We start from the raw sequence: 24,365 nt of genomic DNA on the forward strand, positions 1-24,365 counted from the left end.
CCAACATGATCCAGCTAAAAAACCTTACCCTGCGCCGTGGCCTGAAAGAACTGCTGCTGACGGCCAACCTCACCATCAACCCCGGCAACAAGGCCGGCATTGTCGGCGCCAACGGCGCCGGCAAATCCAGCCTGTTCGCGCTACTGAAGGGCGAGCTGCACGCCGATAGCGGCGACGCCATCGTACCGCCACACTGGACCCTGGCCCACGTGGCGCAGGAAACCCCGGCGCTGGCGCAATCGGCGCTGGATTACGTGCTGGACGGCGATGCCGAGCTGCGCAGCCTGCAGCACAAGTTGGCCGCAGCTGAGGCCAGCGGCGACGGCCACGCCATCGGCAGCCTGCACGGCGAGCTGGACCGCATCGGCGGCTACGCCGCGCCATCACGCGCCGCCAAGCTACTGAACGGCCTGGGCTTTGCCCCCGACAGCCACCAACGCCCGGTGTCTACCTTCTCGGGCGGCTGGCGCATGCGCCTGAACCTGGCGCAGGCACTGATGTGCCGCTCCGACCTGCTGCTGCTGGACGAACCGACCAACCACCTGGACCTGGAAACGGTGCTGTGGCTGGAAGACTGGCTGAAAGCCTACGAGGGCACGCTACTGGTGATCTCCCACGACCGCGACTTCCTCGACAGCATCACCAGCCACATCGTGGACGTATCCAGCCAGAGCCTCACCCTCTACACCGGCAACTACAGCCAGTTCGAGGTGATGCGCGCCGAGAAGCTATCGCGCCAGCAAGGCGACTACGAGAAGCAACAGCGCCAAATCGCGCATCTGGAATCGTTCATCACCCGCTTCAAGGCCAAGGCCAGCAAGGCGCGCCAGGCGCAAAGCCGCGTCAAGGCGCTGGAAAAACTGGAACGCATCGCGCCGGCACACGTGGCCTCGCCGTTCGACTTCCATTTCGATACGCCGGACAACCTGCCCAACCCGCTGCTGCGGCTGGATGCGGCCAACGTGGGCTATGGCAGCACCACCATCCTGCACCGCCTGGCGGTGTCGGTAGAGGCCGGTAGCCGTATCGGCCTGCTGGGGGTAAACGGCGCCGGCAAATCCACGCTGGTGAAACTGCTAGCTGGCGAGCTGCCGCCACAAAGCGGCGAGCTGATCTGCGCGCAAACGCTGAAGATCGGCTACTTTGCCCAGCACCAGCTGGATACGCTGCGCCCGGACGAATCCCCGCTGCGCCACATGCAGCGCCTCGCCCCCGAGGTGCGCGAGCAGGAGCTGCGCACCTTCCTCGGCGGCTTCAACTTCCGTGGCGATATGGTTAGCGACCCGGTGGGCCCGATGTCCGGCGGCGAGAAATCACGGCTGGCACTGGCGATGATCGTGTGGCAAAAGCCCAACCTGCTGCTGCTGGATGAACCGACCAACCACCTGGACCTGGAAATGCGCCACGCACTGACGCTGGCGCTGCAGGATTTTGGCGGTGCGCTGGTAGTGGTGTCGCATGATCGCTCCTTGCTGGAGTCCACCACCGACGTGTTCTGGCTGGTGGCCGACGGCACGGTGCAGCCGTTTGACGGCGACCTGGAAGACTACCGCCAGTGGCGCCTGGCGCAGCTGGCCGAGGCCAACCGCCCGTCCAGCGGCGATGCACAAGCCGTGAACCGCAAAGACCAGAAGCGCCAGGAGGCCGAGGCACGGCAGAAGTTGGCCGCAGCCAAGAAGCCGCTGCTGGCCAAGCTGGGCAAGCTAGAAAAATCGCTGGAAACGCTAGGCAAGGAAAAAGCCGGACTGGACGCCTTCTTGTCCAGTGAAGACGCCTACAGCGACGCCAACAAGGCCAAGCTCACCGACAGCATCCGCCGCCAGGGCGAGGTGGCCAGCCAACTGGAAAGCGTGGAAGAAGACTGGATGCTGCTGCAAGAAGAGCTCGAAGCCGTAGAGCGCGAGCACGCTGCGAGCTAAGGCGTCGCCACAGCGCCAGATGACAAAAGCCCTTGCCGTGATGGCAAGGGCTTTTTGTTGTCAGCCACGCCACAGCGCGGCGTGCGGCCAACCTTGGGCAACCTGCATCAAAACCAGCGCGCCAATGCCTGTGCCACCGCGGCATCGCGGTGATCGCCGATTACCGGCGCCTGCGGCACCCGCTGCCGCAGCGCCGCACTGGCGTTAGCCATAATGTGCGGGTGGCCCACCAGCGCCAGCATCTCGGCATCGTTCAGTGCGTCGCCAAAGGCGGCACAATCGGCCGGGTCGATATCCAGTTGCTGCAATACATTCAGCAAAGCACTGCCTTTGCTCACACCGGGTGCCATGGCCTCCAGATAGCAGTCTTGCGAGTAGGTCAGCGCCAGCTGGCCTTCAAAGCGGTACAGGATATCGGCTTCGATGCGCGCCAGCAGCGCCGGCTCGCCGCAGTAAACAATCTTGGCCACATCGCGGCCGTGGTAGTCGGCCAGGCTGTCCAGCTGCTCGGCCGCCTGCGCGTACCAGTCCAGACCGCCGCCGTGATAACGGCAAGCCAGACGGCGATCATCCAGATACAAGGCCATCTCCGCACCCATGGCCAGCTCGGGCTGTACCAGTTTTTGTACCAGCGCCGGCGCCAGGTTGGCCGCAGCAAACACGCTGCCATCTGGCGCGTGCACGCGCGCGCCATTGGCACTGAGCACCCAGGCGGGTACGCCCAGCTGCTGCAACAAAGCTTGCACAAAGGGGTAATGGCGACCAGTGGCCACCATGATCTGGCAGCCCGCAGCAGCGGCACGGCGCAGAGCGTCCATATTGGCAGGCAGTGGCTGCGAGTCCGCCCCCAGGAAAGTGCCATCCAGGTCGGTAATCACGGCGCGTAGCATAACAAGCTCCCATCGAATAATCTGGCACCATTGTGCACAACCATGCAGAAACAGGCAAGCAAAGCCGCGTCAAATCCCGCAACATTCGGCAAAATATTGACCATAGCCTGCCGAATGTTGCACGATGTCGCTTTGCATCACCCCCACAAGCCCAACATGACACAGCCCGCCCCGCCTGGCCTGCCCAGCGACCGCCAGACTTATATCCGCCAGCGCCTGCAGCAAGATGGCCGCGTCGTCGCCGCCGAACTGGCGCAAACACTGGGGGTGTCGGAAGACTCCATCCGCCGTGACCTGCGCGAGCTGGCCAGCAGTGGCGTCTGCCAGCGCGTGTACGGCGGCGCCATCGCCATGACGCCGAATACCGGCAACTTCAGCCAGCGCAGCCACGAGAACATCGCGCGCAAGGCCAGGTTGGCCGCAACGGCGGTACAGCTGCTACGGCCCGGGCAGTTCGTGTTCCTGGATTCGGGCACCACCAACCTGGAGATTGCCCGCGCCATCCCCGATGGCCTGCCGCTGACCATTGCCACCAACGCCATCCCGATTGCCGCCGCCCTGCTGGGGCGCAGCGCGCTGGAGGTACTGGTGGTGGGCGGCCGCATGGACCACCGCATCGGCGGCACCATGGGCAGCAGCGCGATGCTAGAAATCCAGACGCTGCGGCCGGACATCTGCTTTCTGGGCACCTGCTCGCTGGATATCGAGCTGGGTGTGGGCACCACGTTATCGGAAGAAGCCGCGCTAAAACGCGAGCTGGTACGCCACAGCAGCCAGGTAGTGCTGTGCGTCACCAACGAGAAGCTGGATACCGCCAGCCCGTTTTCGGTAGCCGCCATGGCCGACATCAGTCAGCTGGTTCTGGAAGCGGACGCCGAACCGCACAAGCTGCAACGGCTACGCGATTGCGGCGTACCGGTGCTGCTGGCCAAGGCCTGAGTCTCGGCACAGCAGGCATGAAAAAACGGCGCCGGGTTACCAGGCGCCGTTTTTGCTGGGTTGCCAGTGCGCTTACACGCGCTCGCCCCAGAGGTCGTGCTCGCTAGCGTCCACGATTTCGACCTGCACGAAGTCGCCCACGTTCAGATCGTCGGCGTCCTCGATAAACACCAGACCGTCGATTTCCGGCGCGTCGGCGTAGCTGCGGCAGATAGCCGTACCTTCTTCGTCAATCTCGTCTACCAGTACGGTCAGCGTGCGGCCAACCCGTGCCGCCAGGCGGGCGGCAGAAATTTCTGCCTGTACCGCCATGAAACGCTCTTTACGGGCTTCCTTCACGTCTTCCGGCACCGGATCGGCTAGTTCGTTGGCCGCAGCGCCCTCTACCGGCGAATAGGTGAAACAGCCTACGCGGTCCAGCTGTGCTTCTTCGATAAAAGCCAGCAGCTCTTCGAAGTCTTCTTCGGTCTCGCCTGGGAAGCCCACGATGAAGGTGGAGCGGATCACCAGGTCCGGGCAGATTTCGCGCCACTTCTTGATGCGGCCCAGCACGTTTTCGCTGTTGGCCGGGCGCTTCATCAGCTTCAGGATCTTCTGGCTGGCATGCTGGAACGGGATATCCAGATACGGCAGGATCTTGCCTTCGGCCATCAGCGGGATGATGTCGTCCACGCTCGGGTACGGATACACGTAATGCAGACGCACCCAGATGCCGTGCTTGCCCAGCTCCTCGCACAGCTCCAGCAGGCGGGTCTTGATCGGGCGGCCGTTGTAGAAGCCCAGCTTGTACTTCTGGTCCACACCGTAGGCAGACGTGTCTTGCGAGATGATCAGCAGCTCTTTCACGCCGGCCTTGGCCAGGTTGGCCGCTTCGGACAACACACTGTCGATGGCTCGGCTATCCAGGTCGCCGCGCATGGACGGGATGATGCAGAAAGTGCAGCGGTGGTTACAGCCTTCGGAAATCTTCACGTAGGCGTAGTGCTTGGGCGTGAGGCGCACGCCGATATCCGGCACCAGGTCCACAAACGGGTCGTGCGGCTTGGGCAGGTGGGTGTGTACGTGGGTCATCACCTCGTCGGTGGCGTGCGGGCCGGTAATGGCCAGCACCGACGGATGCGCTTCTTTCACCACGTCGCCCTTGGCACCCAGACAGCCGGTCACGATCACCTTGCCGTTTTCGTTGAGCGCCTCACCGATGGCATCCAGCGACTCTTGCACCGCTGCATCAATAAAACCACAGGTATTGACGACCACCAGGTCAGCACCATTGTACGTACCGGAAATTTCATAACCCTCGGCGCGCAGGCGCGTCAGGATCTGCTCGGAATCGGAAGCGGCTTTTGGACAGCCAAGACTCACGAAGCCTACTTTTGGAGCAATGTGCGACATGTAAACGTCAACCCTGTAGATCAATAAAGACAGAAAGCCGGGCGCTGCAGTGAGCGCCCGGCTAGATGGGGTGGATTATAAAAAATTCTGCGCAATAAAACTACTTGCCCGGCTCATCCTTGCCGTCTTCGCGCGCTGGCGGGTAGGCGGGGAAGCCAAAGCCGGTAAACATGGTACGCGCTTGCTCCTGCATGCGGTTTTGCATGTCCAGGAACATATTGGTGCTCTGGTCCAGGTAGCTGGACATCATGTTCTGCATGGCAGGGCCCTGGAAATTCAGGAAATCGCCCCACAGCTTGGCGCCCAGCAGCGGGTTATCCCCGTACATGGCCTTGGTTTGCTCTTGCATTTTTTGTTGCAGCTGCACAAAAACCTGCAGGTTTTTTTCCAGAAAGGGGCCCATCATGCCTTGCATGGCCTGGCCATAGAAGCGGATGAACTGTGTCAGCACTTCGTAGCTGAACATCGGCGAGCCACCGCTCTCCTCTTCCAGAATGATCTGCAGCAGTACGCCACGGGTAATGTCATCGTGGGTTTTGGCATCGACAACCTGAATGTCCACATTATCCAGCACCAGCTGCTTTACATCGCCCAGCGTGATGTAGGAACTGGTTGCAGTATCGTACAGACGACGGTTCGGGTACTTCTTGATCACCCGTTTTTCTACGCTCATGAAACACTCTCCCAGCTTATCTGTTTTGTTGTGTGCCGCCACATTACCATAAATGCAACAGCCTAGAGCAAAACTCCTAGTCAGCCAGCCGCAGCCACGCTAACATTCGATCATCATTGTGCATCGCACAAAAACACCGCTTCAAGACGGTGCGACCACAGAATATTGCTGTGCCAAACCATGCAATCAACATCTATTGTGTTACGAGGATCCCAGTATGACTACTTCTAACGAACAATTCGCCAAACTGTCCGCAAATGGCTTCGAAGCCGCTTTCCGCGTTGCACAAATCACACTGGATAGCGCCGAGCGCTTTGCCAAACTGAGCCTGGAGCTGTCCAAACAGACTCTGGAAGAAAACGTGAAGCTGGCTCGCGAGCTGGGCAGCGTGAAAGACCCGCAAGAAGCCCTGTCCCGCGTAAACAAGCTGGCCGCACAAAACCTGGAACAAGCGGTAGCCAACAGCCGCAACGTTTACGACATCGTGTCGCAAACCCAGACCGAGCTGAGCAAAGTAGCAGAAAGCAACATCGCCGACCTGAACAAAACCCTGATCGGCAACGTTGAAGCACTGACCAAAAATGCACCGGCCGGTTCCGAAGCAGCCGTCAATGCACTGAAATCCGGCCTGGCCGCCAGCGCTGCTGCCTTCAGCACCCTGAGCAAAGCCGGCCAGCAAGTAGCCGAATTTGCCGACAGCAGCGTAAAAGCTGCCACCAGCGCCACCGCCGATGCCGTAAAAGCCGCGGCCAAACGCACTGGCCCTGCTGCCTGATCGCAGGTAGACACCCTATAGAATCCCCGCCCGATGGCGGGGATTTTTCTTTGCAGCGCACACGTAGTAGCTTGCCCGCGTAAGGGTTACAATGCGCAGCATCAAGCCAACGACTGGAAGCATTGCAGCATGAAAATCAGTAGCAATTTCGACGCAGGCAGCATCGAAGTAGTAGCCATCAACGGATTTGAAGACATTCAATTGCGCATCCGTAAAGACAATGCCTCGGACTTTGCGCAATGGTTTTACTTCCGGCTGCAAGGCGCGGCATACGAAACCTGCCGCATCCGCTTTCTGGATATCCAGAACACCGCCTACCCCAAAGGCTGGGAAGGCTATCAGGCCGTCGCCTCTTACGATCGTGTCAACTGGTTCCGCGTACCTACCTATCTGGATGGCAATGAGCTGGTGATCGAGCACGCACCACTGGCAGGCAGCATCTACTACGCATATTTCGAGCCCTACTCCCACGAACAGCACCTGAACCTGATCGGCATGGCGCAAAGTTCTGGCCTATGCCAGGTCAGCGACCTGGGCTCAACCGTACAGCAGCGTGACATCAACCTGCTGACGATCGGCCACGAGGTCGAGTCTGACCTGAAAATCTGGGTTACCGCCCGCCAGCACCCGGGCGAAACCATGGCCGAATGGTTTGTGGAAGGTTTCCTGACCCGCCTGCTGGATTCGCAAGATCCCACCTCACGCGCCCTGCTGGACCGCGCCACCTTCTACGTGGTGCCCAATATGAATCCGGATGGCTCGGTACTGGGTAACCTGCGCACCAATGCTGCAGGTGCCAACCTGAACCGCGAGTGGCTGAACCCTAGCCCGGAGACCAGCCCCGAGGTTTACCATGTACGCAACAAGATGCTGGAAACCGGTGTAGACCTCTACCTGGACATCCATGGCGACGAAGCCATTCCTTATGTCTTCGTGGCTGGCACCGAAGGCGTGCCCAGCTACAGCCCACGCATTGCCGAGCTGGAGGAAAACTTCAAACAGCAACTGAAAGTAGCTTCGCCAGACTTTCAGGACGAGCACGGCTATGCGCGCGACGAACCGGGCGCGGCCAACCTGTCCATGGCCACGGCTTGGGTGGGCAACCAGTTCCAGTGCCTGGCTTACACACTGGAAATGCCGTTCAAGGACAACGACAACCTGCCGGACGACGATACCGGCTGGAACGGCCAGCGCAGCTTGCGCTTGGGCGAGGCAACGCTCAGTGCGATTTATGGCGTACTCAAAACCATACGCTAAACATAACTGCCATGAAAAAAGCCGCATAATGCGGCTTTTTTTGTACCCGAGTTACTACGATAAAGTTTTGATCAGCTCAATTTCTGCCTGGCACCAGTCAGTGCCCTTCTCGACCACCCGCCCTAGGCTGATCAGGAATACTTTGCCGCGCGCCACCATCTGGTACTGCTTGCCCATGGCATAGGTGCCAATCGAAATCAGCACCGTATTAAGCTTCTTGCCCTCGCGCAACAGCGGCACAAACAAGGCTATCTCGCCCTGATTCCACACCATATCACTAGGCGTTGCCGGGTCTACCGAGCGGCCTTCTTCGTGGCGCAGTGCCGCTGCAACAGGACGATTAGTGAGAATGTGCACACCCAGGTAAAGCTTGTCCTGACCAGGGCGCTGCAAGCGTCTTACCACCCCGAGCGACCAGTCATTATCACCACGCTGGCGAAAACCCAGCAAAGTACCCAGCGCTACCCATTCATTACCAAGGGCTGGCAAACTCAAGCCCAGCCCCGTCTCACTGCGATTATCCACATCCCAAAACGGAAACTGCTCCGCCTGTTGCTGCTGCAGCGGCAAGACTTGCCGCTCGCGCCGACGGCTGGTCACAAACCCGTAGATACGTACTTCGTCAGCGGTATCGAAATTATCGTCATTGCCACCGGCACGGCGCGTATCTTCACGAGCCTTTTCTTCCTGCTCGCGCACCAGCTTGTGCAGCTGTGCAAAACGCTGCGCCACCTCGATCTGCTGGCTATCAACCCGAACACGCTGCGCACGCTCATACAGATAGGGCCTAACCGACCATTCTCGGCATAGATAGCGCAACAAGCCCGCATCCACCCCGGCTGTCATGATGGCTTTCAGCTCGGAAGGCACCGCACCGGACTCGAAAACCGATACCCAGTTTGTCAGCTGATCGACCAGTTCTGCCGTACTCCAGACACGGATATTGCCCTTGGGCATGGCATCACGAACACGACCAGGCGGCAGACCTACCGAGAGGTTAATCATGAAGCTGGCATCGCCCTGATAGTCCTGCCCCAAGGCCATGGTATTGGAGGTAAGCAAAGATAACTGGTAGGCAAAGCGGATTTGCCGAGTAGTCAGATTCCCGCTGGTCAGCGTAGACACCATCATCAGCGACAGATACAGGTCATGAATGGTAGTGACCTCCCCCTCGCCAAACAGCTGTACCGGCACCGCATCAATATGATGCTGCTCGGCATAGGCAAATAGCTGGTTGACGTTACGCCAGAACATCTCGTCTGGCAGGAAGTGCCGATAGTATTGCCAGAGCGCAAACTCGGTGAGGTAATGCATCATGCGTGCAATGACTACCGGCAACAGGATGCGTATTGATGCCGCTGCACTGTCATCCGGATCGAAACCCATGAAACGCTGGTAAGCCGCCAGTATCTGCCGGCCGTAACCCAGTATCTGCGCACGCAGCTGTGCCTCCAGCGCCTTGGGCATACGGGTATTCAGCAAATACTGCTCGCACAGCTGCTGATGATGCACTGAAATCAGCCTGTCCAGCTCGAGTACAGCCTCAAGCGCCTCGGGGCTATAGTTTTCGCTTTGGGCGTTAAACTGCATTAGCAGCTCACTCACCTTCGCATGCGCTACCGGCCCGGTTTCACGCGCAAGCGGCGCATACCACTCGCCAATCAGCTTGACGGAGTCAAGCGGATGCGAATTTTTTTTGCTGCCAAAAGAGAAAAAATCAAGCTTGACCATAGGTTTGCGCACCAGCGTCTATATCGGCTGCACAGAATTCAATATGCTGAGTATACGCGATGATTCCGTCACAAAAAACAAAACGCCATGCATCTGCATGGCGTTTGTCTGGCAATACAACAAGCCTTATTTGATTTGCAGCGCTTCCAGTGCATGGCCAGCGTCGAGCCATGCCACAACCCACAACGGCTTGCGACCACGGCCGGTCCACGACAGGCTGGCATCGTCCGGGTGACGGTACTTGGCTTCTACCGGTTTACGGGTACCAGCAGCCGGAGCAGAACCGAGCTTGGCGGATTTACTGGCGATATCTTCGATATCCAGGCCGTGGGTGCGGATCAGCTCCAATACCTGCTTGGCAGCCTTGGCTTTTTCTTCGCTTTCGCGACGACGAATTTCAGCATCAACATCAGCACGCAGTTGCAGCAGTTCTGCAAAATCAACAGTAGACAGTTCCATTTACAACTCCCCTTGAACGAACAATATTAAACTTTAACTAAGTTAGTCACCCAGGTAACTTTAGTCAAGCTTATATTGCACAAACAAGCCATTACAATCAATCGGCATCCGGCAGATTATATGGCAAAGGCTGTTTTTCAATTACAGCATCGGGATTATCCTGCAACACCGGCTGCCCTTCCCAGGCAGTGTGCTGCAGCACCAGCAGACACGCTACACTGCCATCCGCCATTTCTGCCGCCAACACTACCCGGCCAATAACCTGATCGCCAGTAGCCGCAGTAATAATCGGCGCGCCTTCTTTTACGCTGGCACCACGCACATTAGCACGGTACAAACGGCGTTTCACTTTGCCCAGATATTGCGTGCGGGCCACGATTTCCTGCCCAGGATAGCAACCCTTCTTGAAGCTGATACCGCCCAGCAATTCCAAATTGAGCATTTGCGGCACGAATTCTTCAAACGTAGCCTGCGAAACCCACCCCAGACCGGCACGAATAAACAGATAATCAGTCGCCATGCTCCCTACCGCCTGCAGCCCCTGCTGCCAGAGCATGGCCTGAGGCTGACTTACCAGGCGCAACATCAGGCCATGACCTATCGACAACTGCAGGCCATGTTCACTCACATCGATCAAGGCAGGCTGTGCAGCCTGGGCATCTTGCTGCAGCCACAGCGCATACTGCTCTGTCACTGCGTCAATTTTCACCTTGGCGCGCAAAACAAACATACTCAAGCGACGGCGGAAACCCTCGGCAATATCCTTGCGCAGCAGCAGATAATACTGCCCATCCACACCGGCCAGAATAAAGGTGGCCTGCATGCGACCCTTCGCATTGGAATAGCTGCCCAATGTCACTCCGCCCGCCGCAATCGCCGCCACATCACAAGAAAACTGCCCCTGCAAAAATGTAGTCGCGTCGTCACCATGGATATGCAGTAAGGCGTACTTGCTCAGCAAAGAATAAGCCTGCCCGGCCTCCACTGCGGCCAACTGCTGTGCATAAGCCGGCAATCTCAGCTCATCACCCTCGATGATTTCACCCTGATTTTCTACTAGCCATTGTTCTATTAGCTGCTGCATCGCACACCTCAATAAATATTGATCTAAGCAGGCACAGCATTCAGAATGCCTGAACCCTGTCGCCCGAAACAAATAAAAAACCATCACAAAACCATGCCGAACACACACACATCCGCGACACACCCGCTCGTATATGCCCTGATGGCTATTCTATTGTGGTCGTCGCTGGCGAGCTTGGGCACCTTTACCCAACGATTACCCCCTTTTCTGGTAACCGCTATCGCGCTGGCTATTGGCTCGCTCTTGAGCATCCGCCAAATTGCACACTGGCGCGTTCCGGCAAAAACCTTCATTACTGGCGTAGCCGGCATATTCGGCTATCACTGCCTGCTTTTTACTGCATTTCGCACCGCGCCAGCGCTAGAGGCCAATCTGCTGAATTACTTGTGGCCACTACTAATTGTGCTACTCAGCCCCGTTTTCAAGCTGGGCACGCTACGTTGGCCGCATATTGTGGCTTCGCTATGCGGTTTCAGCGGCGCAGCACTTATTGTGACCAAGGGGCAGTTGCAGCTACCGTCAGTGTTGCCGGTAGGATTTATTTTTGCCCTGGCAGCGGCTTTTACCTGGGCGTGCTATAGCTTGCAGACCCGCAGGCTACCTGCCTTCCCCAATGCGGCGGTAGGCGGCTTTTGCCTGGCATCGGCCTTGCTGGCCGGCCTGTGTCACCTGGCTTTTGAGCCGGCCATCCTGCCAGACAAGCAAGAATGGCTGGCGCTGCTGGCCATGGGCATAGGGCCGTTGGGGCTATCGTTCTTTTTCTGGAATATCGCCATGAAGTCGGCCGACCCACGCCAGATTGGCGCCTTGTCTTACCTTACTCCGCTCCTTTCCACCATGACACTGGCGGCCAGCGGCTTGGGCACCATGAACCGCACCAGCTGGATAGCCGCCGCGCTGATTCTGGGCGGCGCCATCATGGGGAGTGTGGCAGGGCGAAAAACAGAAGCATAAGAAGGAACACCCAGCTCGCGGCCAATGACAAAGCGCAAGCTGAGTGTCAGGTATTCTAACGGGGCTTGTACAACAGAAACACCAGCAAAGTGCAGGGTTATTTCATACTGCGCCGGTAAACGCGCTGCGCACCGCGTACTGCATTGAGCGGAGCAGTGCTGAGCTGGGTAGAGGCAAAATGGTGTATCTGGCGCGAGGCACGGCTCGCAATCATACAGCCGGACAAGCCGGCATCCAGAGGCATGAAGCACGGCGCCAGTGCACGCGGCGTCTTGTCCAGGTACTGCAGCCATTGCTTCTGCTGCGAACCCACCCAACGCTCGCCCAATACCAGCAACTCGTGGTTGATGTCTGCCGACACCTGCATCATGGCGGCACCCGACTGCAAGGTATCTTCCAGCCGTTGGTTGATCTGCTGGTGGTTGAACGGCACATCGTCCAGTGCGCGCGGGTAGAAATGACGCAGATAGTCTGCCTGAGCGGCCATCCAGCGCTGCTGCGCACGCTGGCATACATCCAGATACTGCTCGAATACCTTGACCATACCGACTCCTACCCGAGGGTTACCCTACTCAAGCCAACTGCCACACGGCCGACAATTCGGCTACCAGTACAGACAGTACCGGATCAGCAGCCTTGTCTGCCGAAAACACAAATTGCAACTCGGCACTCTTGACGATATCCGGCACGACCTCAAGCTGGCCGCGAGCCTCAGCCTGCAAGGCGTCCTGCTCGCGAATCAGCGACAGGCCTACACCAGCCTTCACCAACTCTATCGCGGTGAAGAGGTTATCGCACTCTGACACTTTCTTCGGAGAAATATTCAGCTCGCGCCACAACTCGCTGACAATCTTGGACAAGCTGGAAAACTGGGAAATGCCCACCCAGGGCAAACGGCCAAGCTCTTTGGGGTTGGCCGCATTGATACGCGCCAGCCAGCCCGGCGGCGCGACAATACGTAATGGCAGATGGTCAAGCAATACGGTGTGTACGTTGGCATAGGGGTTTTTGCCCAGATAAAAGCCGCCATCCAGCTCTTTTTTGCGCACGGCATTGAGCACGTCGCCCGTCACGCCCTGATGCAAACACACCTCCAGTAAGGGATAGCGCTCGGCAATTCGTACCACCAGTTCCCCCACACGCAAGATATCCGGGGTCAAGGTAATACCCAGCTGTGCTTTGCCGCTAAGCTGGCCTTTCAGCCCCCGGGCATGATTCAACAACTGACGCGCAGCCGCCAGAATATCCTGAGCTTGTGGTAACAACTCTTGCCCTGCCAGGGTCAGCACTACCCCACCGGCTGTACGCTCGAACAGGGGCATACCCACTTCTTCTTCAATTGCCTTGATCTGCGCCGTCACCGCCGGCTGGGACAAATGCAAGACTTCAGCAGCCTGTGTCAGGTGGCCTTGCTGCGCCACCGTCACAAAGGTCCTCAGCTGATAGATTTCCATCCCTGTACTGCCCTCTATATTAGGTTGCGCGCCACGCGCACACGGGTTCAGCCCGTTTCGATAAGCTGCCCATCATTCTCTACAAGCCCCTGCTACGCCACAAGGGCTGTGTCTCAAAAAGATGCATAGAAATCGCTTATGTCATGCATCAATAAAGCAAATGCTCGATTGCAAACACCTGTTAATAATGATGTTTTTCCATTGCACACGCCAAACTTTATTTGCCACATCAGAAAAAACGATTAGCAGCCGCCTGCACCAAAGTCGTAATTTCCCCTTAGCGATTACTGTTTTTCCGCAGTTCGCGACAAACAAAGGAGGAAACAATGAACGAGGACATCCTGAAACGGGTGCAAGCCAATCCGAAGTTCGCAGAACTGGTCCAAAAGAGATCCAGCCTCGGATGGCTACTCAGCATCGTCATGCTGGCAATCTACTACGGCTTCATCCTGGTACTTGCCTTCTCGCCGGCCACATTGGGCGCATCGCTGTCTGGCGGCGTCACCACAGTTGGCATTCCGGTGGGTATTTTCATCATTGTGTCGGCGTTTGTATTGACCGGCATCTATGTTCGCAAAGCCAACACCGAGTTTGATCAGCTCAATCAGCAGATTGTCGAGGAGGCGAAACAATGAAAAGCTGGATGAAATCCACCGCACTTGCCTCGCTGAGCTTGCTGCCGGCAGTTGCCATGGCAGCAGGCGCGATCGACGGTGACGTGCAGAAACAGGCCACCAACTGGACGGCCATCATCATGTTCCTGCTGTTTGTTTCCGGGACACTCTACATCACCTACTGGGCAGCACGCCGCACCCAGTCCGCCTCCGACTTCTACACCGGCGGCGGTGGCATTACCGGCTTCCAGAACGGCCTGGCTATTGCGGGTGACTATATGTCCGCCGCGTCCTTCCTCGGCATTTCCGCCATGGTGTTCGAAAAGGGCTACGACGGCCTGATCTACTCCATGGGCTTCCTGGTAGGCTGGCCTATCATTCTGTTCCTGGTAGCAGAACGCCTGCGCAACCTGGGTAAATTCACGTTTGCCGACGTCGCTTCTTACCGCCTGCAACAGACACCGGTACGCACTTTTGCCGCCACCGGCACCTTGGTAGTGGTAGCGCTGTACCTGATCGCGCAAATGGTTGGTGCGGGTAAGCTGATCCAGCTGCTGTTTGGCCTGAGCTACAGCACAGCTGTGATCCTGGTAGGTGTACTGATGGTAATGTACGTGATGTTCGGCGGCATGCTCGCCACCACCTGGGTACAAATCATCAAGGCCTGCATCCTGCTGTCTGGCGCTACCTTCATGGCCTTCATGGTCATGGCTTCCGTCGGCTTCAGCCCGGAAACCCTGTTCCAGAAAGCCACTGAAGTCCACGCCAAAGGCCTGGCCATCATGTCCCCAGGCAAGGCAGACCCGATCGATTCCATCTCGCTTGGTCTGGCCCTGATGTTTGGTACCGCTGGTCTGCCACACATCCTGATGCGCTTCTTTACCGTAAGCAACGCCAAAGAAGCCCGCAAATCGGTGTTCTACGCTACCGGCTTTATCGGCTACTTCTACATCCTGACCTTCATCATCGGTTTCGGTGCCATCGTATTGGTACTGAACCAGCCGGCTTTCATGGAAACCATCGTGAAAGACGGCAAGCCACTGACCCAGCTGATGGGTGGCAACAACATGGCGGCGATTCACCTGTCGCACGCTGTGGGTGGTGACCTGTTCTACGGCTTCATCTCCGCTGTGGCATTTGCCACCATCCTGGCGGTGGTAGCCGGCCTGACCCTGTCTGGCGCATCGGCCGTATCGCACGACCTGTACGCTTCCGTTATCAAGAAGGGTAAAGCCAACGAAGCTGACGAAATGCGCGTATCCAAGATCACCACACTGGCACTGGGCGTGATCGCCATCGTGCTGGGTCTGGTGTTCGAGAAACAGAACATCGCCTTCATGGTGGGTCTGGCCTTCTCGATCGCAGCATCGGCCAACTTCCCGGTACTGTTCCTGTCCATGTTCTGGAAAGGCCTGACCACCCGCGGTGCCGTTATCGGCGGTGCCATCGGTCTGGTGTCGGCCGTAGTCATGATTATCCTGGGGCCAGCAGTATGGGTAGACGTAATGGGCCACGCCAAAGGTTCGGCACCGTTCCCGTACAAAAACCCTGCCCTGTTCTCCATGACCCTGGCCTTCTTCTTTACCTGGTTGTTCTCCGTACTGGATACCTCCAAGTCGGCTGAAGAAGAAAAAGCCAAGTTTGACGCACAGTTTGTCCGCTCCATGACCGGTATCGGTGCATCGGGCGCCTCGAAACACTAAGCCTTACCCGTAGCAAAGGCCGCACCGTTCGCGGTGCGGCCAACCAAAGAGATAATTAAGGAGCCACTATGTCTACCCTCGAATCGATCCTGAAGGAAACCCGCAGCTTCCCACCCAGCGAAGACTTCCGCCGCAAGGCCGCTGTCTCGGGGATGGATGCCTACAACGCCCTGTGCGAACAAGCTGACGATCACTATCTGTCCTTCTGGGGTGACCTGGCCCGCGAACTGATTACCTGGAAAAAACCGTTTTCCCGCGTGCTGGATGACAGCAATGCGCCGTTCTTCAAATGGTTTGACGATGGCGTGCTGAACGTTTCCTACAACTGCCTGGACCGTCACCTGGCGGTTAACGCCAACAAGATTGCGCTGATTTTTGAAGCTGACGACGGTGAAGTTACCCGCGTCACCTACTCCGAATTGCACCGCCGCGTGTGCCAGTTTGCCAACGGCCTGAAGAGCCAGGGTATCGGCAAAGGCGACCGCGTCGTGATTTACATGCCGATGGTGATCGAAGCCATCGTGGCCATGCAGGCCTGCGCCCGTATCGGCGCCATCCACTCTGTGGTGTTTGGCGGTTTCTCCGCCGGCGCCGTGCGCGACCGCATCCAGGATGCTGGCGCCAAAGCCGTGATCACCGCCAACGAAGGCCTGCGCGGCGGCAAAACTGTTCCCCTGAAAGCCACCGTAGACGAAGCCCTGGCCATGGAAGGCTGCGAATCCATCAGCACCGTGGTGGTTTACCAGCGCACCAACGGCGGCGCCAACTGGGCAGAAGGCCGCGACGTATGGTGGCACAAGCTGATCGAAGGCCAGGCCGAATACTGCGAACCGGAATGGATGAACGCCGAAGACCCGCTGTTCATTCTGTACACCTCCGGCTCTACCGGTAAGCCCAAAGGCATCCAGCACAGTAGCGCCGGCTACCTGCTGGGCGCACTGAACAGCTTCCGGTGGGCTTTCGACTACAAGCCGAACGACGTGTACTGGTGCACCGCCGACGTGGGCTGGATCACTGGCCACTCCTACATCTGCTACGGCCCCTTGGCCAATGGCGCTACCCAGGTAGTGTTTGAAGGCGTACCGACCTACCCGGATGCCAGCCGCTTCTGGAGCATGATCGAGAAACACAAGGTTTCCATTTTCTACACCGCGCCTACCGCTATCCGCTCGCTGATCAAGCTGGGTGCCGACCTGCCAAAACAGTTCGACCTGTCCAGCCTGCGCATCCTGGGCACCGTAGGCGAGCCGATCAACCCTGAAGCGTGGATGTGGTACTACGAAGTCGTTGGCGGCGGCCGCTGCCCTATCGTAGACACCTGGTGGCAAACCGAAACCGGCTCCGCCATGATCGCCCCGCTGCCGGGCGCAGTACCGACCAAGCCGGGCTCTTGCACCCTGCCGCTGCCAGGCATCATCGCCGACATCGTCGACGAATCCGGCGCCCAGGTCGAGCCGGGCCGTGGTGGTTTCCTGGTGATCAAGAAACCGTTCCCGTCGCTGGTACGCACCATCTGGAACGACCCGGACCGCTTCAAGAAAACCTACTTCCCGGACGAATTCAACGGCCAGTACTACCTGGCGGGCGATTCGGCCAACCGCGACGAAAACGGCTACTTCTGGATCATGGGCCGTATCGACGATGTGCTGAACGTATCCGGCCACCGTCTGGGCACCATGGAAATCGAATCGGCACTGGTAGCCAACCCACTGGTAGCCGAAGCTGCCGTAGTGGGCAAACCGCACGACATCAAAGGTGAAGCCGTGGTGGCCTTTGTGGTGCTGAAGGGTGCACGCCCGCAAGGCGAAGAAGCCAAAAAAGTGGCTGCCGAGCTGAAGAGCTGGGTAGCGCACGAGATTGGCAAGATCGCCCAGCCGGACGACATCCGCTTTGGCGAGAACCTGCCCAAGACGCGCTCCGGCAAGATCATGCGCCGCCTGCTGCGTTCCATTGCCAAAGGCGAGGAAATCAGCCAGGACACCTCCACCCTTGAAAACCCGCAGATCCTGGCCCAGCTGCAAGAAGCGGCTACCTGATCTGCAGCCGTAAACGGCCTGCGCTGCGGCGCAGGCTGCACCGGGTAGCCACCCGGTTTCAGGTTCCCTGTAGATGTACTGTTTTACCCTCCTTGGCCGCGCGAGTGCTGCAATCACCGCGCGGCATTTTTACGCCTGCAGGCCAGCCTGCCCGGCATGACTGACCCGCTGCGGCCAACCCTGCAGGAATGAAGGTTGAAGCGCGGCAGCCTTATCAAGGATAATTCGCCCATTAACGCCACCCCGCCCCCCTAATGGACCTCGGACATTATTTGCTCATCCTGGTCAGCACCGTACTCGTCAATAACGTGGTGCTGGTTCGGGTACTGGGCCTTTGCCCTTTCATGGGGGTTTCCAAAAAACTGGAAGCCGCCATCGGCATGGGCGCCGCCACCACCTTTGTACTGACGCTGGCCGCCGGCAGCAGCCACCTGGTGAACCAGCTGCTGATCGCGGCCAACTTGGAGTTTCTGCGCACGCTGTCGTTCATCGTCATCATCGCCGGCATCGTGCAGTTCACCGAGATGGTGATACACAAAACCAGCCCGGTGCTGTACCAGGTGCTAGGCATCTACCTGCCGCTGATCACCACCAACTGCGCCGTACTGGGCATTCCGCTGCTCAACGCCCAGCTGCAGCACAGTTTTGCCGAGTCGCTGGTATTCGGCTTTGGCAGCGCGCTGGGCTTTAGCCTGATCCTGATCCTGTTTGGCGCCATGCGTGAGCGCCTGGAAGGCGCCGACATCCCCGCGCCGTTCCAAGGCAACGCCATTGCGCTCGTTACTGCCGCGCTGATGAGCCTGGCCTTTATGGGCTTCGGAGGCCTGACACGATGACAACCCTGCTTTACGCGCTGCTGGTCATGGTGGCGCTGGCGCTGCTACTGGGCGCCATCCTCGGCTATGCGTCGGTACGCTTCAAGGTGGACGCCGACCCGCTGGTCGACAAAATCGACGATATCCTGCCGCAAACCCAGTGCGGCCAGTGCGGCCACCCCGGCTGCCGCCCCTACGCCGAGGCCATCGCCAGCGGCGAGGAAGACATCAACAAATGCCCGCCGGGCGGCGAAGACGGCATCCGCAAGCTGGCCGAGCTGCTGGGCGTGGACTTCAAACCGTTCGACGCCGGCGCCGCGCAGCCCAAACCCAAAGCCGTGGCGCTAATCGACGAAGCCACCTGTATCGGCTGTACGCTGTGCATCCAGGCCTGTCCGGTGGATGCCATCCTCGGCTCGGCCAAGCAGATGCACACCATCATCGCCAGCGAATGCACTGGCTGCGAGCTGTGCCTGCCCCCCTGCCCGGTGGACTGCATCCGCATGATTCCGCACGGCACCGATCTCACCAACTGGAAATGGCGCTACCCCACCATTCCCATCAAGGCGGTAAAGCCATGAGTCGGCTTTATGACTTTCACGGCGGCATCCACCCGCCGCAGCACAAAGACGCCGCCACCGGCAGCCCTATCCAGGCGCTGCCCTTGCCGCCGCTGCTGCATATCGCGCTGGCGCAAAGCGTGGGCAATGCGGCGCGGCCAACCGTGGCCGTGGGCCAGCGCGTGCGCAAGGGCGAAACCCTGGCCGAGCCGGATGGCCGCCTGTCTGCCGCCGTGCACGCGCCGACGTCGGGCACCATTACCGCCATCGGCCCGCACCCGTTTGCCCACCCGTCCGGCCTGCCGGTAGACACCGTCACCTTGCAGCCGGATGGCCTGGACGAATGGCAGCCGCGCCAGCCGCTGGACTGGCAGCAAGCCGACGGCAACACCCTGCGCCAGCAACTGCAGGCCATGGGCGTAGTCGGGCTGGGCGGCGCGGTATTCCCCACCCACCTGAAGCTGGCCGCCGGCCAGCTCGCCACGCTGGTGGTGAACGGTGCCGAGTGCGAACCATTCATCAGCTGCGACGACTTGCTGATGCGCGAGCGCGCCGCCGGCATTGTCGATGGCATCCGCATCGCTGCGCATGCGCTGCAAGCCGGCGAGGTGCTGATCGGCATCGAAGACAACAAGCCGCAGGCCATTGCCGCCATGCAGGCCGCCTGCGCCGGCACGGCCTACCGCGTGGTGAGCATCCCCACCAAATACCCCAGCGGCGGCGCCAAGCAACTGATCCGCATCCTGACCGGCATCGAAGTACCACACGGCACCCGCGCCACCGACCTGGGCGTGCAGTGCCTGAACGTGGGCACCTTGTACGCCATCGCCCGTGCTGTATTGCACGGAGAACCGCTGCTCAGCCGCATCGTCACCGTCACCGGCGCCGTCGCCCGTGCGGCCAACTACGAGGTGGCCATCGGCACCCCGCTGGGCTGGCTACTGCAACAGGCCGGCGTTTCCGACACGCGTACCGACGTCATCATGGGTGGCCCGATGATGGGCATTACCCTGCCCGATCTGGCTGCCGGCCTGCCCAAAGCCGGTAACTGCCTGATCGCCAAGAGCACCGCGCTGTTCCCGCCACGCCCGCCAGAGCAGGCCTGCATCCGCTGCGGCGACTGCGCCAGCGCGTGCCCGGCCGAGCTACAGCCCATGGACCTGTTCTGGTTTGCCAAGTCGCGCCAGCTCGGCAAGGCTCAAGAACGCCACCTGTTCGATTGCATCGAATGCGGTGCCTGCAGCTATGTGTGCCCCAGCCAGATCCCGCTGGTGGACTACTACCGCTTTGCCAAGAGCGAGATATGGGCCGCAGAGCGCGACAAGAAAAGCGCTACCCTGGCACGGCAGCGCCACGAATTCCGCCAGTTCCGCATAGAGCGCGACAAATCGGAAAAAGCCGCCCGCATTGCGGCACGCGCCGCCGAGCAGGCCGCCAAGCTAGCTACCCAAGCGGCCAGCCCTGTGCCAACTAGCGCCGCCCCCGCCGCTACAGGCATGGATGACGCCAAAAAAGCGGCCATCGCGGCGGCACTGGCGCGCGCGGCGGCACAAAAAGAAGCCAAGCCGCTGTCCGAACAACACACCAGCGGCCTGGACGATGCCAAGCAGGCCGCAATACAAGCAGCCATGGCACGCGCTGCCGCCCGCAAAGCCGCCGCAGAGGCCGCAAAAGCTGGCGATGCGGCCAACCCTGACAGCACCCCCACCACCACTCCGACACAAACCGGCATGGACGACGCCAAACGCGCGGCCATCGAAGCCGCCATGGCACGCGCCGCTGCGCGCAAAGCCGCCGCCGACGCCGCAAAAGCTGGCGATGCGGCCAACCCTGACAGTGCTACCACGGCCACCCCGGCACAAACCGGCATGGACGACGCCAAACGCGCCGCCATCGAAGCCGCCATGGCACGCGCCGCTGCGCGCAAAGCCGCCGCCCAGACCGCGCAAGCCGATAACACAGCTGCGGCCAACCCCGACAGCGCCGCCACCGCCACGGCGTCGCAAACCGGCATCGACGACACCAAGAAGGCGGCCATCGAAGCAGCGATGGCCCGCGCTGCCGCCCGCAAGGCGGCTGCCGCCGAGGCCAAGAAAGACGCCGCACCATGAGCATTCACGCTACCCATATCGCCCGCCCAGTCACCGTCTCGCGGGTGATGCTAAAAGTACTGGCCGCCCTACTGCCCGGCATCGCCGTGTCGGTGTACTGCTTTGGCCCCGGCGTACTGCTGCAGCTGCTGCTGGCCACTGTCACCGCGCTGGGTGCCGAGGCCGCTGTACTGCGGCTGCGCCAGCGCCCGGTTACCCCGGCGCTGGCCGACCTGTCCGCCGTGGTCACCGCCTGGCTGCTGGCGCTGTCGATGCCGCCGCTGGGTGCCTGGTGGATGATCGTACTGGCCACGCTGTTTGCCATCGTACTGGGTAAACAGCTGTACGGCGGCCTGGGCAATAACCCGTTCAACCCAGCCATGGTCGGCTTTGCGGTAATGATCGTATCTTTCCCGGCGCAGATGGCGGCGTGGGGCACACCGTTAGCCACGCTGGACGCTGCCGCGCAGCTGCAGTGGATCTTCACCCACACGCTGCCGGCCGGCAGCAACCTGGACGCGATTTCCAGCGCCACACCACTCGACGTATTGAAAACCGGCCTGCTGCAGGGCGGGCAAACTGTCGGCAAGCTACTGCAACAGCCGCGCTTCGGCCACTGGGGCAATGCTGGCGGCGAATGGGTGGCGCTGGCGTGGGCGCTGGGCGGGCTGTGGCTGTGGCAGCAGAAGCTGATCCCGTGGCGCACGCCGCTGGCGATGCTGGCCGGCGTGCTGGCCGTCAGCCTGCCGCTGTGGCTGTGGCAGCCGGCACACTACGCCAGCCCGCTATTCCATCTGCTCAACGGCGCCACCTTGCTGGCGGCCGGCTTTATCGTGACCGACCCGGTCAGCGGCAGCACCACGCCGCTGGGCCGGCTGATCTTCGGCTTTCTGGTGGGCGTGCTGGTAGTGGTGATCCGCGTATTTGGCGGCTTTCCCGATGCGGTGGCGTTTGCCGTACTGATCATGAATATGGCGGTGCCTTTTATCGACCAAACTACCCAGCCGCGCGTATTCGGCCGCAAAGGGGGCCGCCATGCGTAAAGCCGCCACCCAGGCACGCCGCAGTGCGCTGACGCTGGCCGCCTTTGCCGCCAGCGCCACCCTGCTATTGGCCGGCACCTGGCTGGCCACGCATCAGCAAGTCGCCGCCAACGAGGCGGCCACCCGCGCCGCCCTGCTGGCGCAAGCCTTGCCAGCAGGCAGCTTCGACAACAACCTGGCTGCCAGCGCTGTAGTGCTACCGGCGGCCATCGCGCAGCAACTGGCACAGCGCGATGCGGCCAACGTCTACCTGGCGCGCCGCAACGGCCAGCTCAGCGGCGTGGTACTGGAGGCCGCCGCCCCCAACGGTTACGGCGGCCGCATCGAGCTGCTGGTCGGCATCGCCCGCGACGGCACGGTGCAAGGCGTTCGCGTCGTGAGCCACCGCGAAACGCCGGGGCTGGGCGATTACATCGACCTGGCCGTCAGCCCGTGGGCGCGCCAGTTTGCCGGCAAGCCGGCAGATAGCCGCTGGGCGGTGAAAAAAGACGGCGGCGATACCGATTATGTCAGCGGTGCCACCATTTCCGCCCGCGCCGTCAGCGCGGCGGTAGCCCGCTGCAGCGATTACTACCGCACGGCGCAAGCGCGCCTGCTGCAAGGACAACCATGAGCAACACCCCTTCCGTGTGGCAAGACATCAGCCGCAAGGGCCTGTGGCAACAAAACCCCGGCCTGGTACAGCTGCTGGGCCTGTGCCCGGTGCTGGCCATCAGCAATAACGTGGTCAACGCGCTGGCGCTGGGCCTGGCCACCACGCTGGTAACGGCGCTATCCAGCGCTGCCGTGTCCAGCGTACGCCACTGGGTACCCGGCGATATCCGCAACCCGGTGTTCATCATGATCATCGCCAGCCTGGTAACCTGCGTTGACTTGGCCATGAACGCCTGGCTACACGAACTCTACCTGGTGCTGGGCATTTTCATCCCGCTGATTACCACCAACTGCATCGTGATGGCGCGCGCCGAGGCCTTTGCCTCGCGACAGCCGGTGCGCGAGGCAGCGTGGGACGGCGCCATGATGGGCCTGGGCCTGACCGGTGTGCTGGTGGCGCTGGGCGCGCTGCGCGAGCTGCTGGGCAAAGGCACACTGCTGGCGGGCGCCGACAAGCTGCTTGGCCCCGCCGGCCAGCAGCTGACCCTGCATCTGGCCGGGCCGGATTACCAGTTCCTGCTGATGCTGCTACCCCCGGGCGCTTTCCTGGGGCTGGCGCTGCTGATTGCCGGAAAGAACGTACTGGATGCCCGTGCACGGCAGCGTGCCGCCGCTGCGGCCAACCCTGCACCTCACACCGAAGCGAGCCCCGCGCCATGAACAAGACCATACGCCAGCAAATCTTTGCCCGCCTGCAAGCCCACAACCCGCACCCCACCACTGAGCTGGAATACGCCACGCCGTTCCAGCTACTGATCGCCGTGTTGCTGTCGGCGCAAGCTACCGACGTGGGCGTGAACAAAGCCACACGCGTATTGTTCCAGGTAGCGCCCACGCCGGACAAGATGTACTCGCTGGGCGTGGCCGGACTGGAGGAGTACATCAAGACCATCGGCCTGTACCGCACCAAGGCCAAAAACACTATCGAAACCTGCCGCATCCTGCTGCAACAGCACGGCGGCGAGGTGCCGGAAAACCGCGAAGCACTGGAGGCCCTGCCAGGGGTTGGCCGCAAAACCGCCAATGTGGTGTTGAATACGGCCTTTGGCCACCCCACCATTGCGGTAGACACGCATATCTTCCGCGTCAGTAACCGCACCCGGCTGGCGCCCGGCAAAGACGTGCGCGAAGTAGAAGACAAACTGTTACGTTTTGTGCCCACCGAATACAAACAGGACGCGCATCATTGGCTTATCCTGCACGGACGCTACGTTTGCAAAGCCAGAAAGCCCGACTGCGAACGCTGCGTCATTGCAGACCTCTGCGAATATCCGGCAAAACCGCTATGATGATCGCCTGTTGATTGATTTTTACTGTCATCGC

The 24,365-nt window shown here is 60.2% G+C and carries 23 protein-coding genes; 15 read left to right on the forward strand and 8 right to left on the reverse strand.

Annotated elements, in window-relative coordinates; genetic code table 11:
* Window positions 1–5 precede the first annotated feature (5 nt).
* Window positions 6–1,919: an ATP-binding cassette domain-containing protein gene (locus LCH97_RS05830; RefSeq protein WP_227304016.1), complete on the forward strand. Its 1,914-nt coding sequence runs from the start codon at window positions 6–8 to the stop codon at window positions 1,917–1,919.
* A 107-nt stretch (window positions 1,920–2,026) separates the two neighbouring features.
* Here LCH97_RS05830 and LCH97_RS05835 read toward each other — a convergent pair whose 3' ends face one another.
* A complete protein-coding gene (locus tag LCH97_RS05835; protein ID WP_227304018.1) occupies window positions 2,027–2,809 on the reverse strand; it encodes a Cof-type HAD-IIB family hydrolase in 783 nt (260 codons plus the stop codon).
* Between the two features lie 156 nt (window positions 2,810–2,965).
* On the opposite strand from LCH97_RS05835, the gene LCH97_RS05840 reads away from it, so the two are divergent.
* Window positions 2,966–3,748, forward strand: a complete 783-nt coding sequence (locus tag LCH97_RS05840; protein WP_227304019.1) for a DeoR/GlpR family DNA-binding transcription regulator — start codon at window positions 2,966–2,968, stop codon at window positions 3,746–3,748.
* A 72-nt stretch (window positions 3,749–3,820) separates the two neighbouring features.
* Here LCH97_RS05840 and rimO read toward each other — a convergent pair whose 3' ends face one another.
* Together rimO and phaR are read right to left on the reverse strand one after the other, a co-directional pair.
* Window positions 3,821–5,140: a 30S ribosomal protein S12 methylthiotransferase RimO gene (rimO, locus tag LCH97_RS05845; RefSeq protein WP_227304020.1), complete on the reverse strand. Its 1,320-nt coding sequence runs from the start codon at window positions 5,138–5,140 to the stop codon at window positions 3,821–3,823.
* A 100-nt stretch (window positions 5,141–5,240) separates the two neighbouring features.
* Window positions 5,241–5,813 (reverse strand): polyhydroxyalkanoate synthesis repressor PhaR, encoded by a 573-nt coding sequence (gene phaR, locus LCH97_RS05850; protein ID WP_147684224.1) that lies wholly within the window; start codon window positions 5,811–5,813, stop codon window positions 5,241–5,243.
* Window positions 5,814–6,030: 217 nt separating this feature from the next.
* Between phaR and LCH97_RS05855 the strand changes: the two genes are divergently transcribed.
* Window positions 6,031–6,588: a phasin family protein gene (locus LCH97_RS05855; RefSeq protein ID WP_017509325.1), complete on the forward strand. Its 558-nt coding sequence runs from the start codon at window positions 6,031–6,033 to the stop codon at window positions 6,586–6,588.
* Between the two features lie 129 nt (window positions 6,589–6,717).
* A complete protein-coding gene (locus tag LCH97_RS05860; protein WP_227304021.1) occupies window positions 6,718–7,845 on the forward strand; it encodes a M14-type cytosolic carboxypeptidase in 1,128 nt (375 codons plus the stop codon).
* A 54-nt stretch (window positions 7,846–7,899) separates the two neighbouring features.
* Here the strand turns inward: LCH97_RS05860 and LCH97_RS05865 are convergent, their stop codons facing one another.
* The 3 genes from LCH97_RS05865 to LCH97_RS05875 all read right to left on the reverse strand — a co-directional run bounded on the left by LCH97_RS05865 (window position 7,900) and on the right by LCH97_RS05875 (window position 11,119).
* Window positions 7,900–9,435 carry a hypothetical protein gene (locus LCH97_RS05865; RefSeq protein WP_227304022.1) on the reverse strand — a complete coding sequence of 512 codons (1,536 nt, stop codon included), beginning with the start codon at window positions 9,433–9,435 and terminating at the stop codon, window positions 7,900–7,902.
* Between the two features lie 267 nt (window positions 9,436–9,702).
* Entirely contained in the window at window positions 9,703–10,035 is a 333-nt protein-coding gene (locus tag LCH97_RS05870; RefSeq protein WP_017509322.1) for an H-NS family nucleoid-associated regulatory protein, read from the reverse strand.
* Between the two features lie 97 nt (window positions 10,036–10,132).
* Window positions 10,133–11,119, reverse strand: a complete 987-nt coding sequence (locus tag LCH97_RS05875) for a folate-binding protein YgfZ (RefSeq protein WP_227304023.1) — start codon at window positions 11,117–11,119, stop codon at window positions 10,133–10,135.
* A gap of 141 nt (window positions 11,120–11,260) precedes the next feature.
* Here LCH97_RS05875 and LCH97_RS05880 point away from each other — a divergent pair, with 141 nt between their 5' ends.
* Window positions 11,261–12,073, forward strand: coding sequence for a DMT family transporter (locus tag LCH97_RS05880; protein WP_227304024.1), 813 nt, complete (start codon window positions 11,261–11,263; stop codon window positions 12,071–12,073).
* 97 nt (window positions 12,074–12,170) lie between these two features.
* Here LCH97_RS05880 and LCH97_RS05885 read toward each other — a convergent pair whose 3' ends face one another.
* Both LCH97_RS05885 and LCH97_RS05890 read right to left on the reverse strand, forming a co-directional pair.
* Entirely contained in the window at window positions 12,171–12,617 is a 447-nt protein-coding gene (locus LCH97_RS05885; RefSeq protein ID WP_017509319.1) for a hypothetical protein, read from the reverse strand.
* Window positions 12,618–12,645: 28 nt separating this feature from the next.
* Window positions 12,646–13,527, reverse strand: coding sequence for a LysR family transcriptional regulator (locus LCH97_RS05890; RefSeq protein ID WP_227304025.1), 882 nt, complete (start codon window positions 13,525–13,527; stop codon window positions 12,646–12,648).
* Window positions 13,528–13,853: 326 nt separating this feature from the next.
* Between LCH97_RS05890 and LCH97_RS05895 the strand changes: the two genes are divergently transcribed.
* From LCH97_RS05895 to nth, 10 genes are all read left to right on the forward strand, one after another.
* Window positions 13,854–14,162, forward strand: coding sequence for a DUF485 domain-containing protein (locus LCH97_RS05895; RefSeq protein WP_147695722.1), 309 nt, complete (start codon window positions 13,854–13,856; stop codon window positions 14,160–14,162).
* Window positions 14,163–14,170: 8 nt separating this feature from the next.
* Complete coding sequence (locus LCH97_RS05900; protein ID WP_370630726.1) at window positions 14,171–15,844, forward strand: cation acetate symporter; 1,674 nt, start codon at window positions 14,171–14,173, stop codon at window positions 15,842–15,844.
* Between the two features lie 68 nt (window positions 15,845–15,912).
* Window positions 15,913–17,880, forward strand: coding sequence for an acetate--CoA ligase (gene acs, locus LCH97_RS05905; protein ID WP_227304028.1), 1,968 nt, complete (start codon window positions 15,913–15,915; stop codon window positions 17,878–17,880).
* A 272-nt stretch (window positions 17,881–18,152) separates the two neighbouring features.
* Window positions 18,153–18,716, forward strand: a complete 564-nt coding sequence (gene rsxA / locus LCH97_RS05910; RefSeq protein ID WP_255619295.1) for an electron transport complex subunit RsxA — start codon at window positions 18,153–18,155, stop codon at window positions 18,714–18,716.
* Complete coding sequence (gene rsxB, locus LCH97_RS05915) at window positions 18,713–19,276, forward strand: electron transport complex subunit RsxB (protein WP_017509313.1); 564 nt, start codon at window positions 18,713–18,715, stop codon at window positions 19,274–19,276. Before rsxA ends, rsxB begins: the two co-directional genes overlap by 4 nt.
* Window positions 19,273–21,366, forward strand: coding sequence for an electron transport complex subunit RsxC (rsxC, locus tag LCH97_RS05920; RefSeq protein WP_227304029.1), 2,094 nt, complete (start codon window positions 19,273–19,275; stop codon window positions 21,364–21,366). Before rsxB ends, rsxC begins: the two co-directional genes overlap by 4 nt.
* Window positions 21,363–22,388 (forward strand): RnfABCDGE type electron transport complex subunit D, encoded by a 1,026-nt coding sequence (locus tag LCH97_RS05925; protein ID WP_227304030.1) that lies wholly within the window; start codon window positions 21,363–21,365, stop codon window positions 22,386–22,388. The genes rsxC and LCH97_RS05925 overlap by 4 nt, the downstream gene beginning before the upstream one ends.
* Complete coding sequence (gene rsxG / locus LCH97_RS05930) at window positions 22,381–23,001, forward strand: electron transport complex subunit RsxG (RefSeq protein WP_227304031.1); 621 nt, start codon at window positions 22,381–22,383, stop codon at window positions 22,999–23,001. Before LCH97_RS05925 ends, rsxG begins: the two co-directional genes overlap by 8 nt.
* Entirely contained in the window at window positions 22,998–23,702 is a 705-nt protein-coding gene (locus LCH97_RS05935; protein ID WP_227304032.1) for an electron transport complex subunit E, read from the forward strand. The genes rsxG and LCH97_RS05935 overlap by 4 nt, the downstream gene beginning before the upstream one ends.
* The gene (gene nth / locus LCH97_RS05940; protein ID WP_227304033.1) at window positions 23,699–24,331 is read left to right on the forward strand and encodes an endonuclease III; all 633 of its coding nucleotides are present in this window, start codon (window positions 23,699–23,701) and stop codon (window positions 24,329–24,331) included. The genes LCH97_RS05935 and nth overlap by 4 nt, the downstream gene beginning before the upstream one ends.
* Window positions 24,332–24,365 lie beyond the last annotated feature (34 nt).

The organism is Vogesella sp. XCS3 (assembly GCF_020616155.1).
Taxonomy (GTDB): domain Bacteria; phylum Pseudomonadota; class Gammaproteobacteria; order Burkholderiales; family Chromobacteriaceae; genus Vogesella.